The following is a 16,413-nucleotide window of genomic DNA, read 5'->3' on the forward strand; positions in this document are numbered from 1 at the left end:
TCCGGTTCCAGGGCGGGGGACGGATGCGCGCGTGTGCGCCGCTTGTCGCCCCGCGCTACGCCGTGATACGGTGGGGCGATTTTACCCGCCTCCCTAGCCCCCAACCCCCTGCCCCCAGCCCCGGGGGCAGCCCCTGCCATGCCCAGGCGCGACGACCTTCACAAGATCCTGCTGATCGGCTCCGGACCCATCGTTATCGGGCAGGCGTGCGAGTTCGACTACTCCGGCACCCAGGCCTGCAAGGCGCTGCGCGAAGAGGGGTACGAGGTGGTGCTGGTGAACTCCAACCCGGCGACGATCATGACCGATCCGTCGACGGCAGACCGCACCTACATCGAGCCGCTCACCTGGGAGATCATCGAGAAGATCATCGCCATCGAGAAGCCCGACGCGCTGCTGCCGACCCTGGGGGGGCAGACCGCGCTGAACCTGGCCATGGCGCTGGAGGCGCACGGCGTGCTGGAGAAGCACGGCGTCGAGATGATCGGCGCCAACGCAGACGTGATCGACAAGGCCGAGAGCCGCGACCGCTTCAAGCAGGCCATGGAGAAGATCGGCCTGGGGGTCTGCAAGGGCAAGACGATCAAGACGCTGGACGAGGCCCGCGCGCTGGTCGAAGAGATCGGCCTGCCGGCGGTCGTGCGGCCCAGCTTCACGATGGGGGGCAGCGGCTCGTCGATCGCCTACAACCGGGCGGAGTTCGACGACCTGGTGCGCCGCGGGCTCGACTCGTCTCCCACCACCGAGGTGCTGGTTGAGGAGTCGATCCTGGGCTGGAAAGAGTACGAGATGGAGGTGATGCGCGACGTCGACGACAACGTGGTGATCATTTGCGCCATCGAGAACTTCGACGCGATGGGGATCCACACCGGCGACTCCATCACCGTGGCGCCCGCGCAAACCCTCTCCGACAAAGAGTACCAGCGGATGCGCGACGCCAGCCTGGCGGTGATCCGCGAGATCGGCGTCGAGACCGGCGGGTCGAACATCCAGTTCGCCATCGAGCCCTCGACCGGGCGGATGATCGTCATCGAGATGAACCCCCGCGTGAGCCGCTCTAGCGCGCTGGCGTCTAAGGCCACCGGCTTCCCGATCGCCAAGATCGCCGCGAAGCTGGCCGTGGGCTACCGGCTGCACGAGCTGCCCAACGACATCACCCGCGAGACCACCGCCTGCTTCGAGCCGAGCATCGACTACGTGGTGACCAAGATCCCGCGGTTCGCGTTCGAGAAATTCCCCGAGGCAGACAGCAGCCTGACGACGCAGATGAAGAGCGTCGGCGAGACCATGGCCATCGGCAGCACCTTCAAGGAGAGCTTCCAGAAGGCGCTGCGTGGGCTGGAGGTGGGCGCCTTCGGTTTCGGCAGCGACGGCCTCGACCTGTGGTACGACGCCGCGGGCCGGCCCAGCCCCGATCGGCCCGACACCGAGACCATCCACGCCAAGCTGCAAAAGGCAGGGCCGGACCGCGTGTTCTACCTGCGTTACGCGCTCAAGGCGGGGATGACGGTCGACCAGGTGCACGAGCTCTCGGGGATCGACCCGTGGTTCTTGGACAATCTGCTGGAGATCGTCGAGACCGAAGACGCGTTGCGAGGGGCGAGGGGCGAGGGGCGAGAGGCTGGAACGTCCCTCGAATCTCTAGGCGACGACTTATTGCGCACCGCCAAACGGCAGGGGTTCTCTGATCGGCAGCTCAGCGTGATCTTCGGCGTCGGCGAGATGGAAGTCCGCCGGCATCGCATCGCCCGCGGCATCCGCGCCGTGTTCAAGAGCGTCGACACCTGCGCCGCGGAGTTCGAGGCGTACACGCCCTACTTCTATTCCACGTACGAAGAAGAAGACGAAACCCCGCCGCGGGGCGGAGGGGCGAGGGACGAGGGGCGAGGGACGAGAGAGTCGCAAGCGGGAAGCGACGCACCGTCTTCGCTTGCGCGTCACTCGCCCCTCGCCCCTAACCCCTCGCCCCCGTCGCGCAGCGACAAGCGGATCATGATCCTCGGCGGCGGTCCCAACCGTATTGGGCAAGGCATCGAGTTCGACTACTGCTGCTGCCACGCCAGCTTTGCGATGCGCGAGCTGGGGATCGAGTCGATCATGGTCAACTCCAACCCCGAGACGGTGTCGACCGACTACGACACCAGCGACCTGCTGTTCTTCGAGCCGCTGACCGTCGAGGACGTGCTAAACATCTGCGACCGGGTGGAGCCCGACGGCGTGATCGTGCAGTTCGGCGGGCAGACGCCGCTGAACCTGGCGCGGGCGCTCAAGGAAGCGGGCGCGCCGATCATCGGCACGCCGGTCGAGGCGATCGAGGACGCCGAAGACCGAGAGAAGTTCTCGCAGCTCATCGACCGCCTGGGCCTGCGGCAGCCCCCCAGCGGCATCGCCCGCACGATGGACGAGGCCCGCCGCGAGGCGGCCCGCATCGGCTACCCGATCCTGGTGCGGCCCAGCTTCGTGCTCGGCGGCAGGGCGATGGAGATCTGCTACGACAACGCCCAGCTCGACCAGTTTGTTGCCGCGGCGTTCGTCGCCGCGCAGGGCCAGCCGGTACTGATTGACAGCTTCCTGGAGGGGGCGACCGAGGTCGACGTCGACGCCATCTGCGACGGCGAGACCGTGATCGTGCCCGGCATCATGGAGCACATCGAAGAAGCAGGCGTCCACTCCGGCGACAGCGCCTGCGCCATCCCCCCCTACAGCCTGCCGGGGCCGGTGATCGCCGAGATCCGCGAGGCGACCGAGAAGCTTGCTAGGGCGCTGGGCGTGCGAGGCCTAATGAACGTGCAGTTCGCCGTGCAGTGGGAGGAAGGTGGGGCGCGGGGTGAGGGACGAGAGGCGAGCGACGCGCAGAGCGATGCATCAGCGCCGCACGCGAGCACCGACGCCTCGCGAGTCCCGTCCGTACCTCACCCCTCGTCCCTCGCCCCTCGCCCCTCGCTCTACGTTCTCGAGGTCAACCCACGCGCCAGCCGCACCGCGCCGTTTGTCGCTAAAGCGACCGGCATGCCCGTGGCCAAGATCGCCGCGAAGGTAATGGCGGGGGTGTCGCTCAAGGAGCAGGGGTTCACCTCCGACCCGCTGCCGGCGCACGTGTCGGTGAAGGAGAGCGTGTTCCCGTTCGCCAAGTTCCGCGGTGTCGACGTGGTGCTGGGCCCCGAGATGCGCAGCACCGGCGAGGTGATGGGGATCAGCCCGCGGTTCTCGATGGCGTTCGCCAAGAGCCAGCTCGCCGCGGGCAGCGCGCTGCCGATGGAGGGGAACGTCTTCCTCAGCGTCGCCCCCAAGCACAAGCCGGGCCTGGTGGATATCGCGCGCCGACTCGCGGCCATGGGCTACGGCCTGCTCGCCACGCGCGGCACGGCCGAGGCGCTCGACGCGGCCGGCATCGCCTGCACGCGGGTGAAGAAGATCAAGGAGGGCCACCCCAACCTGCTGGACTACTTGGCCGACGAGCAGGTCGAGCTGGTGATGAACACCCCGGTCGGCAAGGGCGCCCGCACCGACGAGGGCCGCATCCGCGCCGCCACCGTAGCGGCCGGCGTGCCGTGCCTGACCACGCTGGAGGCCGCCGAGGCGGCGACCAAGGCGATGGAGGCGCTGCGTACCGAGGAGATGCAGGTGATGAGCCTGCAGGAGCGGTTCGCGGACGTGAACCACCAATGACCAAGCACCAATAATCAAGGATTCGCCGCCGTTCATTTGGGCGAATTGGTCCTTGGGGCTTGGGCATTGGTCATTTCTTCTCTGGGCCAGTCAGCTAGAATCTAGGTATGGCCACTACGCTCGTTGAATACGAACAAGACGTCCCCCTCACCGGGCTCCCGGAAGAGGGACCTTACCGGCTGTCGGATTACTTGAGCCTACCCGATGTGCCACGGGTGGAGTTGATGCAAGGGAGGTTCTACGTGGCGCCTGCTCCGAATTGGTATCACCAAGCCGTTTCGATGCAGTTGTCAAAGCACTTCGAGGCGATCGCGAGTGGGTCGGGCGGGCTTGCGCTGGCCGCGCCGACGGACGTGCATCTCATGGAGTCGACCGTCGTACAGCCCGACCTGCTCTACCTTGCCAAGGGGCGTCGCCCCAAGTCGCAACAACGGATCGATGTCGTCCCGGACCTCGTCATTGAGATCGTCTCGGGCCGATACGGGCGTCGCGATCGGGTTGCGAAGCTCGCCCTCTACGCCAAAGCGGGTGTAGCGGAATACTGGATCCTCGATCCGGAAGCCCAGATCTTCAGCTACTTCATCTTAGTGGATGGCGCCTACCAAGTACGTTCAGCAGAGCAGGGCAGCTACGTCTCCCCGCGTTGCCCCGAAGTGACGATCGACGAACCCGCGTTCTGGGCGGATGTCGATCGGTACGTCGGCGGGTGAGAGCGCGCACCGCTAGCACAACGATTCTCAGAATCTCTTCTGACTGCCCTTGATCGCACGGGCCTGCTCACGTAACTTCCCGCCCATCGAAGGGGCCAACGCATCGCACACATCGCGACGCGAACAGCCAACCGCGAAACGATTCAGACACGGGTCAAAGCAAGGAGGCTTTGCCAGTAAAACACCAAGCCACGTGGAGGATCGCCACCGGCCCTGCCAGGCCGAAGCGATCCGCGCAGCGGCCGGAGAGCATGGATGCACTCCGCCCGCTACCGCTCTCCCAGCGGCGCCACGACCGGATAAGGCGTTCTCCCCCCTCGCCCCCTGGTTGTGTTGCGTCCAATCGCTCCCGGAAAAGTTGCCCGTCCTCTGCCCCCCTGGGACGTGTGCTTTTCTGGGAGCTTTTTTTATGCGCTGCGTGCTGCGCACGCGGGGGATTGGCCGCTGCGCGGCCGGGGCTGGGGGCTCGCCGCTTTGCGGCTGGGCCTACGGCCCGGGGCTGGGGGGACGCGCTGTCGCGATCTCCACACGTCTGCGTTGTGGCATCGGGGGGCGACTGCTACACTCCCGCCCCCGCACACGCGGACGGAGCTGCAACACCCCCATTCCCCTTTCACCCCGTCCCCCCCATCCCCGTTCGCGCTGCGAACAATCCCCGTCCGCGAAAGCGGACAATCCCCAGTCGCGCAGCGACTAAGCCCCCATGTCACGCACTACCGAAACACAACGGGAACCTCAGTCGCTCACGCCCCTTGAGCAGCTCCAGGCGGCGCGGGAGGTGATCCGGGTTGAGGCGGCCGCGCTGTGGGCGGTCTCTAACCGCATCGGCCCCAGCGTGGGCTGCGCGATCGAGCTGCTCTTGGGCGCGGCCGGCAGCGTGATTGTGACCGGTATGGGCAAGGCTGGGCTGGTGGGGCAGAAGATCGCCGCAACGCTCGCCTCGACCGGCGCGCGGGCCCACTTCGTTCACCCCGCCGAGGCCTTCCACGGCGACCTCGGACGCATCCACGCCGACGACGTGGTGCTGATCCTCTCGCAGAGCGGCGAGACCGAAGAAGTCACCCGACTGCTGCCGAGTTTGGCCGAGATCGGCGCCCCCACCATCGCGCTCACCGCTAGCCGCGCCAGCACGCTGGGCCGCTCGGCGACGCACGTCATCGAACTGGGGAAACTCGACGAGGCCTGCTCGTTGGGCTTGGCGCCCAGCACCAGCACCACCGCGATGCTCGCGGTGGGCGACGCGCTAGCGCTGGTCCTCAGCAAGATGCGCGGCTTCGGCGCCGAGGACTTCGCCCGCTTCCACCCCGGCGGCAGCCTGGGACGCAAGCTCAGCCGCGTGGACGACTGGATGCGTCCGCTGGACGAGTGCCGGGTCGCGCCGGAATCGCAGACCGTGCGTCAGGTGATCGTCGCTTGCCGCCGCCCGGGGCGCCGCACCGGCGCGGTGATGCTGGTCAACGCCGCGGGCAAGCTCACGGGGCTGTTCACGGACAGCGACCTGGCGCGGATGTTCGAACGCCGCGACGAGTCGGCCCTCGACTCCCCGGTCAGCAGCGTCATGGCGGCCGCGCCCACCACGGTGCAGCAGGGCGCCAGGCTGGGCCAGGCGATGTCGCTCCTCTCCACGCGCAAGTTCAGCGAGCTGCCGGTGGTCGATGCCGCGGGCAAACCGGTCGGCCTGCTCGACGTGACCGACGTGCTGGGCGTCACGGGCGACGAGGCCGACGTCGGCGCCAAGAACAAAGCGCCCAGCGTGCGGATCTTCCCCAGCGAAGACCTGTTCGCGGCCGGCTGAGAAGAATAACCACCAAGAGCACTATGAATCACGAAGGACGGAAAGAACGAAACAGTAGGGTGCGATGGAGCGAAGCGTAATCGCACCTTAACGGTCACCATTGAAGTAACCGCAACGGTGCGATTGCGCTTCGCTGCATCGCACCCTTCACCTCCTTTCGTCCTTCGTGATTCTTTGTGCCGTTCGTGGTTAAGCGTCCGTCCGTTAGTGGCTTAACGTCCCATGAAACAAATCAAACTACTCCTGTCCGACGTTGACGGCGTGATGACCGACGGGTCGCTCGCGTTCGGGCCCGATGGGGACGAGATCAAGACGTTCCACGTCCGCGACGGGCTGGCGGTGCACTTCTGGCAGTCGTTGGGGCTCAAGTTCGGCATCGTCACGGGCCGGACCTGCCGCATCGTGCAGGCGCGGGCCAAGGAGCTGGGCATCGGCTACGTCCGGCAGGGCGCCCTAGAAAAGCTGCCGCACGTCCGCGACCTCGCCAAAGAAGTCGGCGTGACGCTCGACGAGATCGCCTACATCGGCGACGACCTGCTCGACCTGCCGGTGATCAAGGCCGTGGGCCTGGGCGCCAGCGTGGCCGACGGGGTGGAAGAAGTCCGCGCCGCGGCCCAATTCGTCACCCAAGCCCCCGGCGGCCGGGGCGCGGTGCGTGAGTTCGTTGAGCACCTCTTGAAAGAGTCCGGCCGCTGGGAAGAAGTGCTGAAGCGCTACCAGTAAATCGTCGCGTATTGCCCTCTGCGCCTACGCCCATTTGCGAGATACTGCATCCTCTCGCGGCGGCGCACAGACGCAGTGACAAGCACACGTTCAAGAAATGGAATTCGACATGCTAGCTCGTATTTGCTGGACGATCGCGGTTGCGGGTGGATTCATGTCGTGCAGCGGCCAAGCTGCGGCAGCAGAGGGCCTTGAAGCAGCCGGCGACGCAGGAGAGCTTGGCGAAAGCCTACAACTGCTAGGTTGCGAGCTCTCCTGGACGCCCCTCGAGTACAGCCGCTACTGGACGCCCCCGATCGGCTACAACCCCTGGCGAACGCCTGCGAGTTTCTATCGAGATCTCGGAGTTCTGGTCGTCCTGCCCATCCGTCGCCCGGCGACTGATCCGGCGTTCTCTTCAGCAGCGAGCGGCCCTGGCGACCCACTCCACATCACGGCGCCCGACCCAGGCGCGTCGCGGCTGACTCTTAATTTCCGCTTCGATGCGCCCATCACAGAAAACACCAGCCCAAGCAGCGAACCAATCCTCTCTCCCCCCAAGCTTCAATTTAAAAGCGGAGTGCTCGCCGAGTCGACCACCGCTAAGTGGGGAGAAGAAGACCCAGCAGCCAAAACCAGCGAGTTCCGCGGTATCGCCTTCTGCCGTTAGTTGCCTCCTCCGCGCCTCAGCGCCTCTGCGAGATGCTTCGGCCCCTCGCAGAGCCGCCTACCGAAGCACCCATGCTCGCCCGAATCGCCCGCACCCTGATCGCGTTCGTCGTGCTTGTCGCGGCCTACTACGCGTACGCGCGGCTGGCGGCGCCGTGGATTGAGCCGAAGGTAGACGTCTACGTCTCGCAGAACAGCTTCGACGAGGCGCCCAAAGAGGGGGGCGCGCTCGGACGCTATCAGACGATGCTCGCTCGCTACTTCAAATCGGGGCACTGGGCGCTCGTGGGCAAGCCTAAGGTGATCCGCGTTGATCGCGTGATGCTGGTGCTGGACGATTACGAGCCGCGCGACGACGGCCGGCTGACGCTCACCAAGTTCATCGCGGTCTTCTTCCCCGACAGCTACGCGGACGGCCAGCCACCGCCCGGCGACGCGGTGGTGCTCGAGGCGCCCGGCGGCGGGTGGCTGCAGTTTGACGAGCCGTTTAACCCCGCGCGGGGGCGGATCGGCAACATCACCAGCGCCGCCTTCCCGGGGCCGATCACCATCCGCAGCGAGATGAAGTCCCCCGGCGACGAGGACGACCTGCTGATCCAAACCCGCGACCTGCGGATGAACGGCCCCGAGGTCTACACAGACGACCGGGTCGACGTCCGCCAGGGCCGCTCTACCGCCGGCGGACGCCGGATGGTGATCCGCCTGGCGCAGAAGCCCACCGGCGGGGCGGGGCAGAACGGCCTGAAGATCGGCGGGATCGAGTCGATGGAGATCTTTGACGAGGTGAAGCTGGCGCTGAGCGTCGGCGCCATCTACCCCGGCGAGAAAGACGACGACCGCTCTCTGACGCTGCCCGTCGCCCGCCGCCCCGCGGCCGACCCGGCCGCCGCGGCCTGGGGCGCCGCCGTGGCCCAGGCGCCCGCGGCCCGCCCGCCGGCGCCCCCGGTGGAGATCTCCTGCCAGGGATCGTTCAAGTTCGACCTGGTGGGCCGTGTCGCCAGCTTCCGCGACGACGTGCACGTGTGGCAACTGAACCTCACCGGCCAGAGCGACCAGCTCATCTGCCAGGAGCTGCGGCTGCACTTCGAGTCGGACGCCTCGGGCAAGCCGGGCGCTACGCCCACCAACCTTCGGCCGCAGGCGCTCGAGGCCATCGGCCAGCCGGTGAAGCTCGACTCCCCGGCCCGCGGCGTGCGGGTGCGGTGCGACAACCTGCGGCTGGACATCGAGCAGCAACTCGCCACGCTCAGCGGCCGGGCGTCCATCAGCCACTCCACGGCCGAGGTGGAGGCCCCCGTGATCCGCTACCGGCACCCGCCGAAGGAGCAGCCCTCGGCGGTGGGCGACGTGTGGCTCGCCGGCCCCGGCTCGCTGCGGGCGACCCCCGACGGCCCGGGCGGCCGGACCATCGAGGCCCAGTGGCAGGCCGCCGAGGATGGCCGCTTCGCCGTGGCGCTCACCGCGGCGCCGACCCCCGAGGGCGCCGCTGCCGGGCCCCCCGCCAAACTGCTCTCGATCGTGGGCGCGCCGCGCTTCTCGGGCTCCGGCATCGGCGAAGTGCTGTGCCAGCGGATCGACCTGCGTCTGCTGGAGACCCCCGCCGACGGCCCCGAGGGCCCCGCGCTAGAGATCGACGCCAAGAGCGGGCTGGCGCTGCTGCCCGAACGGCTCGACGCCGCGGGCCCGCTGCGGATCGATTCGCCCCGGCTGGTCGGCAGCGCCGGCTCGCTGGTGGCCAAGTTCCTGGTCGACCAGAACGCGGCAGCGGGTGGCGGCCCGGCGCTCGGGTCGGGACGCGGCGCATCGCCGCTGACCGCCGCCAGCAACCAGCCCCCCGGCAGCGACCGGTTCTCGCTGACCGCGAAACAGATGCAGCTCGATCTCAGCGTCGCCGGCAAGCGGATCGACGCCCGAGGGCTGCGGTGCCGGGGCGACGTGGTGTTCGAGCAGTTGGCCACGGCGCCGGGCCCGCCGCCGCTGGCGGTGCGTGGCGAGGTGCTGAACGTAGGCGGCCTAGAGAAGACCGGCGCCGCGACGATCGACGTCTTCGGCAGCGCCGCCGGCAACGCTCCGCCGCAGCAGGCCGCCAGGGCGATGATCCTGGCCCGCGGTCTGGAGCTGCAATCGGCCGAGGTGCACCTCGACCAGGCCGCCGGCCGGATGTGGGCCGACGGCGAGGGGGACGCCAAGGTGCTGTCCGACCGCGACCTGCTGGGGGGCGCCAGCGGCCCGACCGAGCTCAACCTGCGGTGGGAAGAAGGGCTGCGGTTCGACGGCAGCACGATCAGCGTCCGCGGCAACGTGCTGGGCGAGGGCCCGCACGACTGGCTCCGCTGCCGCGAGCTCACCGCCCGGCTCAGCCGGCCGGTCGACTTCCGCGACGGCGGGGGCAACGGCGCCGGCAAGATCGAGATCGCCCAGGTCGACTGCGTCGGCGGGGTCGCCATCGACCACCGCACCGTCGACCCCGAGGGGCAACGCTCGCACGAACGCGCCAAGCTGGTGTCGCTGTCGATCAACCAACAAACGGGCGCCATCCAGGGCGCCGGGCCCGGCTGGGTGCGCAGCGTCCACTACTCGAACCCCGAGGCGGGCCTCGGGGCCCCGGGGGCCGCGGCCGCGCCGGCGGCCGGCGCGGCGCCCAAGTCGAAGCTCCATTTCCTCCGCGTCGACTTCCAGCAGGGGATCTCCGGCAACATCAACGACCGCGTCCTCCGCTTCCACCGCCGCGTGCAGGCCATCTACGGGCCGGTAGACGCGTGGGAGCAGCAGGTAGAGCTGGACGCCCAGGGCCGCGGACCCGTGGGCGCCGCACAGCTCGCCTGCGAAGAGCTGCAGGTGTACGAAGACCCCGCGATGCGGTTCGCCGGCGCGGGGCGCGACGCCAAAGACACCAAGATGGAGCTGCGGGCACTGGGGGGCGTGCGCCTGGCCGGCATGCAAGACGCCCAGACACGCTTCGAGGCCGACGCCGAAGAAGCGGTCTACAACCAGGCCAAAGACATGTTTGTGCTAGCAGGAGACGCACGCCGGACCGCGTCGCTCTCGCGGACCAGCAACCCCAACCTGCCGCCGGCGACGGTCACCGCCCAGAAGATCTCCTACTGGCGCGACCCGGTGGCGGTGAAGGTCGAAGGCCTCGGCGCCGGTCGGTTCGATGCCCAACCCGCCGCGACCGCCGCCAGGCCCGCCACGCCCCGCTAGGCGAGCGGCCGGCGTAAGCCGACGGAGTCTTCGCCCAAACACAAACTATCAACCACAAGCGGCGCGCCGAGGCGCACGCTGCCCAGGGTTCTACTCCGTTGGCTGACGCCAACGGCTCGCCCGGGGTTACGCGGTCAGCGTTTGTGGTTGGCCGACTAGGTTGATGACTTCTTCGATCAGCCCGCGGTGCGGAGCGATCAAGATCGGCTCGGCGCGGAACGGGCAGGTGCGTTCCAGCCGGGGGCTGAGCATCACGCCCCCTGCCTCTTCCACGATCAACTGCACGGCCGCGATGTCCCACGGCCCCTGTTTGACGCTCTGGGGCCGGTTGTCGTGCACCACCAGGGCCAGGTGGCTGAGCCCCTCCAAGCACCGCAGGCCGATCCCTGCGTTGGGGACTCCGGCGGTCACCAGCCCGGCGCCGGCGGGGCTGCGGAGGGCGGCGCGGCAGTGCGTGAAGAACTCCGTCTCCAGGGCCGCCTCGCCGTAGGGGTTCATCTCGACCCACGAGTCGGCGAGCAGCGGCTGCTCGCTGGGCGCCGTGAGCGGGGCGCCGTTCTTGAACGCCCCCAACATTTCAACCGCGTAGAACCACTCGCCCGTGAGCGGGAAGTAGGCCACCCCGGCGTGCGTGCGGCCGCCCCGGCGGCGTGCGATCAGCACCGAGGGGTACTGCGGCCCGACGTGCATCAAGAACGCGCTGGTGGCGTCCAACGGGTCGACGATCCACAGGTCGCTAATCGCCGCGGGGCTCTGGCCGGCCGGCAGGTTGGGGTTGAGCTCTTCGGAAAGGATCTCTGCACAACTCCCGCTGCGGAGCACCTCGAGCGCGGCCCGGTCGGCCCGGCGGTCGATGTCCGACACGAGGTCGCCCACCCCCTTGCGCTCCACCGAGTGCATGCGTCCGTAACCGTCGCGGATCACGGCCCCCGCTGCTTCGGCCGCCTGAGCGGCCAGGGTGAGGTCAGGGTCGAGCGAGAGCAGGTGGGCAGGGATCGGGTGGGGCATGCGGGGCGGGGGGAGGGGGGAGGGGGGAGGGGGGAGGGAGGGGAGGCGGGGCAGTAAGCCTAAGTCTCGCTTGAAACATCGAATGATGAAAGAGCGCTGCGCCATGGTTTGATTATCCATCGTGCGCAAATATGGAGCCGGAAGCGTCAGCGCCCGGAGGTTTTTGCGTACGTGGGACTCTCCGGGAGCGGAGGCGCCTCTAGGTGAGCGCGTGCTCGGAGACCTCCGGGCGCTAACGCTTCCGGCTCCAAGAAGGAACAACGCTCCTGCTTGACACGTCGACGCAAGCAATTACTGTACAAAAATGCACTTCATGATCACGAGCACGACGTACGGCGCTTGGCTCCCAGGCGACCCGCGCGGGTCCGTTACCTCGGTCCGCGACCGGCGTGAAGGGGAAGCCACTTCTAGTCACCGACTCGAGCACTCGACCTACGGGGAACCCTGGGAGCCCCAAATGATCGGCCTGCATCACAGCGCCGCGCAAGCTATGAAGGGCGATCCTGTTCGGCTTTCCAGGGCTCAAGCACAGGTCGTTGTGCTGCAGCTCCGCGAGACGGCCAGCTACCGTGGCTGGGCGCTGCTGGCGGTGGCGGTCATGGCGAATCATTTCCACGTTGTGATGAGCGCAAGCAACGACTCGGATCCGCAAAAGATTCTCAACGACCTGAAGGCCTACACGTCGCGGGCGCTCAATCGCAAGTTCGGCAAACCCGCGTCGGCTCGCTGGTGGACAAGCGGCGGATCAAAGCGCCGGCTGTTCAATAATGCTGCGATTGGTGGCGCAATCCACTACGTGAGATTCAAACAGTTCAATCCGCTAATAGTATGGCCGCCTCTCGAAGAACCGCAGCTGTGATCCACTCTGGAGCCGGAAGCGTAGGCGCCCGGAGTGTTCGCGAGCAACAACCTCCGGGCGCTGACGCTTCCGGCTCCAGGCTGCTTTATGGAGCGGTGAGGCCTATTCCACCACCCACGTCTCGCCCGAGTTGAACAACGCGTCCAGGTCTCCCGCCCCTTGGCGCTTCACCGCCTCGGCGACCTGGTCGTTGATCAGCACGTCGTACCGCGGCGCGTCGACGCTGCGGAACACGCCGATGGGCTCTGGGAAGCCGTCTTCGTAGCGGAGGCGGCTCAGCAGGTAGGCGAGGCTCGGCTCCGGGGCCGCCTCGTCGTGGAACAGCAGGTCGTCTTCGCTGATCCCCTTGCCCAGCTCTACCACCTCGGGGGTGAGTCCGTTCAGGCGGATCCCCTTGTCGCGGTTGGCGCCGAAGATCAGCGGCTTGCCGTGCTCTAGCTCGAGCGTGGTCTCGGCCTTCAGCTTGCGGTCCTTGGCGTAGTCCCAGGCGCCGTCGTTGAAGACGTTGCAGTTCTGGTAGACCTCAACAAACGACGAGCCCTGGTGGCGGGCGGCGCGTTCGAGCGTGGCGCCCAGGTGCTTGATGTTGGTGTCGATGCTGCGGGCCACAAAGGTGGCCTCGGCGCCGATGACAATCGACAACGGGTGCAACGGGTTGTCGATGGCGCCCATCGGCGTGCTCTTGGTCCGCTGCCCCAGCGGCGACGTGGGGGAGTACTGCCCCTTGGTCAGCCCGTAGATGCGGTTGTTGAACAGGACGATGTTGAGGTCCATGTTCCGGCGGATGGCGTGCATCAAGTGGTTGCCGCCGATGGACAGGCCGTCGCCGTCGCCGGTGATGACCCACACGTGCAGGTCGGGCCGGGCGCTCTTGAGCCCCGTCGCCACGGCCGGCGCGCGGCCGTGGATAGAGTGGATGCCGTACGTGTTCATGTAGTACGGGAACCGGCTGCTGCAGCCGATGCCCGAGACGAACACCGTCTTCTCGCGCGGGATCCCCAGCCCGGGCAGGATCTTCTTCATCTGCGCCAGGATGGAGTAGTCGCCGCAACCGGGGCACCAGCGGATGTCTTGATCGCTGGCGAAGTCTTGGGGGGTGAGGACGGGGAGGTCGAGGGAGGTGGTCATGTGGGAGATGATAGAGGTTAGATGATAGATGATAGATGATAGGACGGACGACGCTTCGCGATGCGCTGGCGCTAAATAGGAGGCAGCTTGGCGCGCAGTGACTTTTGAAGTCCGCGGAGCATTCTTCCTTCTTCTTCGATCATTTCGAGGATGCGGCTGGGTTGACTGGGTTCGAGGTAGCGGAGGCGTAGGGCGAGTTGGATGAAGGTTTCGAGTTCGCTAAGCGACCCGAACGCAATGGAGAGGTGCCGGAGGTAATCTTTGATCGAGTCGCGTCCGTTCCCTTCGGCGATATTAGCCGGGATCGAACTAGCGGCGCGGCGCATCTGGTTGGTCAGCGAGAAACGATCGTCGGAAGGAAACCCTGCGGTGAGCACGTAAGTCTCTTCTGCAATATCCATCCCCAACTGCCACACTTTAAGGTCGTGGTGGCTCCGAATATCACTCCCCATCTAAGCGAGCTCCCAACCGTCCCTATCATCTAACCTCTATCCTCTATCATCTCAACAATCTTCTGATGCACTTCCGCCACACTAAACGGCTTGCCCTGCACCTTGTTGAGTCCCACGGCATCGACCAAGAACTGCGAGCGGATCAGCATCCGCAACTGGCCGCAGTTCAGCTCGGGGATCAGCACTTGCTTGAAGTTGCCGAGGATCTCGCCCAGGTTGCGCGGGAAAGGGTTCAGGTAACGCAGGTGGGCGTGCGTGACGCTCAGGCCGGCTTTCTGGGCGCGGTGTACGGCGGTCGCGCACGAGCCGTAGGGGCCGCCCCAGCTCAAGACCAATAGGTCGCCGCTGGAAGGACCGTCCAGCTCTTGCAAGGGGATGTGGTTCGCGATGCCCGCCACCTTGGCGGCCCGCGTGTTGGTCATGTGCTGGTGGTTCTCGGGGTCGTAGCTGACGTTGCCGGTGACGTCCTGCTTCTCCAGCCCGCCGATGCGGTGCTGCAGGCCGACCGTTCCTGGCAGCGCCCACGGGCGGGCCAGCTTGTCGTTGCGTTTGTAGGGGAGGAACGTTTCACCCCCCGCACCGTTGGCCCCTTCACCGTGAGCGCCGTCACCGTTCGTGGGGGCTATCGGCCCGGGGTGCTGGATGTCGATCCGCGGCAAGTCGGCCGCCTTGGGCACTCGCCACGGCTCGGAGCCGTTGGCGATGTAGCCGTCGCTGAGGAAGAAGACCGGCGTCATGAACGTGGTGGCGATCCGCCACGCCTCTTGCACCGCGTAGAAGCAGTCGGCCGGGCCGCTGGCCGCGACGATCGGCATCGGGCACTCGCCGTTGCGGCCGAACATCGCCTGCAGCAGGTCGCTCTGCTCCGTCTTGGTGGGGAGCCCCGTGCTGGGGCCGCCGCGCTGAATGTTCAGCACCAGCATCGGCAGCTCGGTCATCACGGCCAGCCCGAGCGCTTCGGCCTTGAGCGCGATGCCGGGGCCGCTAGACGACGTGACGGCCATCTCGCCGCCGAACGCCGCGCCGATCGTCGCGGTGACCGCGGCGATCTCGTCCTCGGCCTGGAACGTGAGCACGTCGAAGTTCTTGTGCCTAGCCAGCTCGTGCAGCACGTCGCTGGCCGGGGTGATCGGGTAGGCGCCAAAGAACAGCCGCTTGCCGGACACCTTGGCGGCCGCGATCAGCCCCCACGCCAGGGCGGTGTTGCCCATGATGCTGTAGTAGGTGCCGGGCTCCAGCACCGCCTTGGGGACGTGGTACTGGGTGTTGATCGCCTCGACGGTTTCGCCGTAGTTGAAGCCCGCCTTGAGGGCGCGTTCGTTGGCCTGGGCCACCTCGGGCCGCTTGCCGAACTTCTCTTCGATGAACCGCAGCGTCGGCTCCAGCGAGCGGTCGTACAGCCAGAACACCAGCCCCATGGCGAAGAAGTTCCGGCAGCGGTCGGCTTCTTTCTGGCTGAGCCCCAGGCCCTCGACCGCGGTGCGGGTGATCTTGGTGATGTCGATGCTGTGCAGCTTGTACTTCTGGTCCAGGCTGCCATCTTCCAGCGGGTTGGTCGCGTAGCCGGCCTGTTCGAGGCCGCGCTTGTCGAAGGAGCTGGAGTCGCAGATCAGCACGCCGGCGTCGCGGAGGTCGCCGATGTTGGTGGTCAGCGCCGCCGGGTTCATCGCCACCAGGGCGTCGACCGTGTCGCCCGGCGTGAAGATCTCGGTGCTGGAGAAGTGGACCTGGAAGCCCGACACGCCCGCCTTGGTGCCGCGCGGGGCGCGGATCTCGGCCGGGAAGTCGGGGAAGGTGGCGACGTCGTTGCCCGCCAGCGCGCTGGTGGTGGTGAACTGCGTGCCGGCCAACTGCATGCCGTCGCCGGAGTCGCCGCAGAAGCGGACAGTGGCGTCAACGAGTTCCTGAACCTGCTTTAATTCTGCGGTCGACATGACTGGTTAGATGCCTCGGAGGGGATGCGCAAGGGATGAGGATGTTACGGAGTTAAAGTCTGTGGGGCTATGCCGTAATGATCGCCGTGCGAAAGGGGAGGTGGGGATTACGAAGAGATGTGGAGATAGGATTGCCGAGGGCCAAGTATCAACCCGGACCCAACCATTCTTGTTCTTGGTTTCGTGCAAGCTTGCATGCGATCGCAGCCATGCCCTACGAATGACCATCCCCACATCTCTTCGTTATCCCCACCTCCCCCTTCCGTCACCCGACAGGGAAGTC

Annotated in this window: 11 protein-coding genes; 7 read left to right on the forward strand and 4 right to left on the reverse strand. The window is 67.0% G+C overall.

The annotated features are described in order from the left end of the window. Positions 1–138 precede the first annotated feature (138 nt). The 6 genes from carB (at position 139) to Pla175_RS24540 (ending at position 10,749) form a co-directional block, all read left to right on the forward strand. Positions 139–3,669 (forward strand): carbamoyl-phosphate synthase large subunit, encoded by a 3,531-nt coding sequence (gene carB / locus Pla175_RS24515; protein WP_145291720.1) that lies wholly within the window; start codon positions 139–141, stop codon positions 3,667–3,669. Between the two features lie 107 nt (positions 3,670–3,776). Continuing rightward, positions 3,777–4,379, forward strand: coding sequence for a Uma2 family endonuclease (locus Pla175_RS24520; RefSeq protein ID WP_145291721.1), 603 nt, complete (start codon positions 3,777–3,779; stop codon positions 4,377–4,379). Between the two features lie 703 nt (positions 4,380–5,082). Then, entirely contained in the window at positions 5,083–6,174 is a 1,092-nt protein-coding gene (locus Pla175_RS24525) for a KpsF/GutQ family sugar-phosphate isomerase (protein ID WP_145291722.1), read from the forward strand. Positions 6,175–6,396: 222 nt separating this feature from the next. After that, entirely contained in the window at positions 6,397–6,897 is a 501-nt protein-coding gene (locus Pla175_RS24530) for a KdsC family phosphatase (protein ID WP_145291723.1), read from the forward strand. Between the two features lie 97 nt (positions 6,898–6,994). Beyond that, complete coding sequence (locus Pla175_RS24535) at positions 6,995–7,546, forward strand: hypothetical protein (protein WP_145291724.1); 552 nt, start codon at positions 6,995–6,997, stop codon at positions 7,544–7,546. A gap of 71 nt (positions 7,547–7,617) precedes the next feature. Next, positions 7,618–10,749 carry a hypothetical protein gene (locus Pla175_RS24540; protein WP_145291725.1) on the forward strand — a complete coding sequence of 1,044 codons (3,132 nt, stop codon included), beginning with the start codon at positions 7,618–7,620 and terminating at the stop codon, positions 10,747–10,749. A gap of 126 nt (positions 10,750–10,875) precedes the next feature. Here the strand turns inward: Pla175_RS24540 and Pla175_RS24545 are convergent, their stop codons facing one another. After that, positions 10,876–11,757, reverse strand: a complete 882-nt coding sequence (locus tag Pla175_RS24545) for an inositol monophosphatase family protein (RefSeq protein WP_197527132.1) — start codon at positions 11,755–11,757, stop codon at positions 10,876–10,878. 457 nt (positions 11,758–12,214) lie between these two features. Here Pla175_RS24545 and Pla175_RS24550 point away from each other — a divergent pair, with 457 nt between their 5' ends. After that, positions 12,215–12,616, forward strand: coding sequence for a transposase (locus Pla175_RS24550; protein ID WP_197527133.1), 402 nt, complete (start codon positions 12,215–12,217; stop codon positions 12,614–12,616). A gap of 102 nt (positions 12,617–12,718) precedes the next feature. Here Pla175_RS24550 and Pla175_RS24555 read toward each other — a convergent pair whose 3' ends face one another. The 3 genes from Pla175_RS24555 to Pla175_RS24565 all read right to left on the reverse strand — a co-directional run bounded on the left by Pla175_RS24555 (position 12,719) and on the right by Pla175_RS24565 (position 16,130). Next, entirely contained in the window at positions 12,719–13,744 is a 1,026-nt protein-coding gene (locus tag Pla175_RS24555; RefSeq protein WP_145291728.1) for a 2-oxoacid:ferredoxin oxidoreductase subunit beta, read from the reverse strand. A 71-nt stretch (positions 13,745–13,815) separates the two neighbouring features. Then, positions 13,816–14,196: a four helix bundle protein gene (locus Pla175_RS24560; RefSeq protein ID WP_145291729.1), complete on the reverse strand. Its 381-nt coding sequence runs from the start codon at positions 14,194–14,196 to the stop codon at positions 13,816–13,818. Positions 14,197–14,225: 29 nt separating this feature from the next. Continuing rightward, positions 14,226–16,130 (reverse strand): 2-oxoacid:acceptor oxidoreductase subunit alpha, encoded by a 1,905-nt coding sequence (locus Pla175_RS24565; protein WP_145291730.1) that lies wholly within the window; start codon positions 16,128–16,130, stop codon positions 14,226–14,228. Between the last annotated feature and the right edge of the window lie 283 nt (positions 16,131–16,413).

This window comes from Pirellulimonas nuda, from assembly GCF_007750855.1.
Lineage (GTDB): Bacteria > Planctomycetota > Planctomycetia > Pirellulales > Lacipirellulaceae > Pirellulimonas > Pirellulimonas nuda.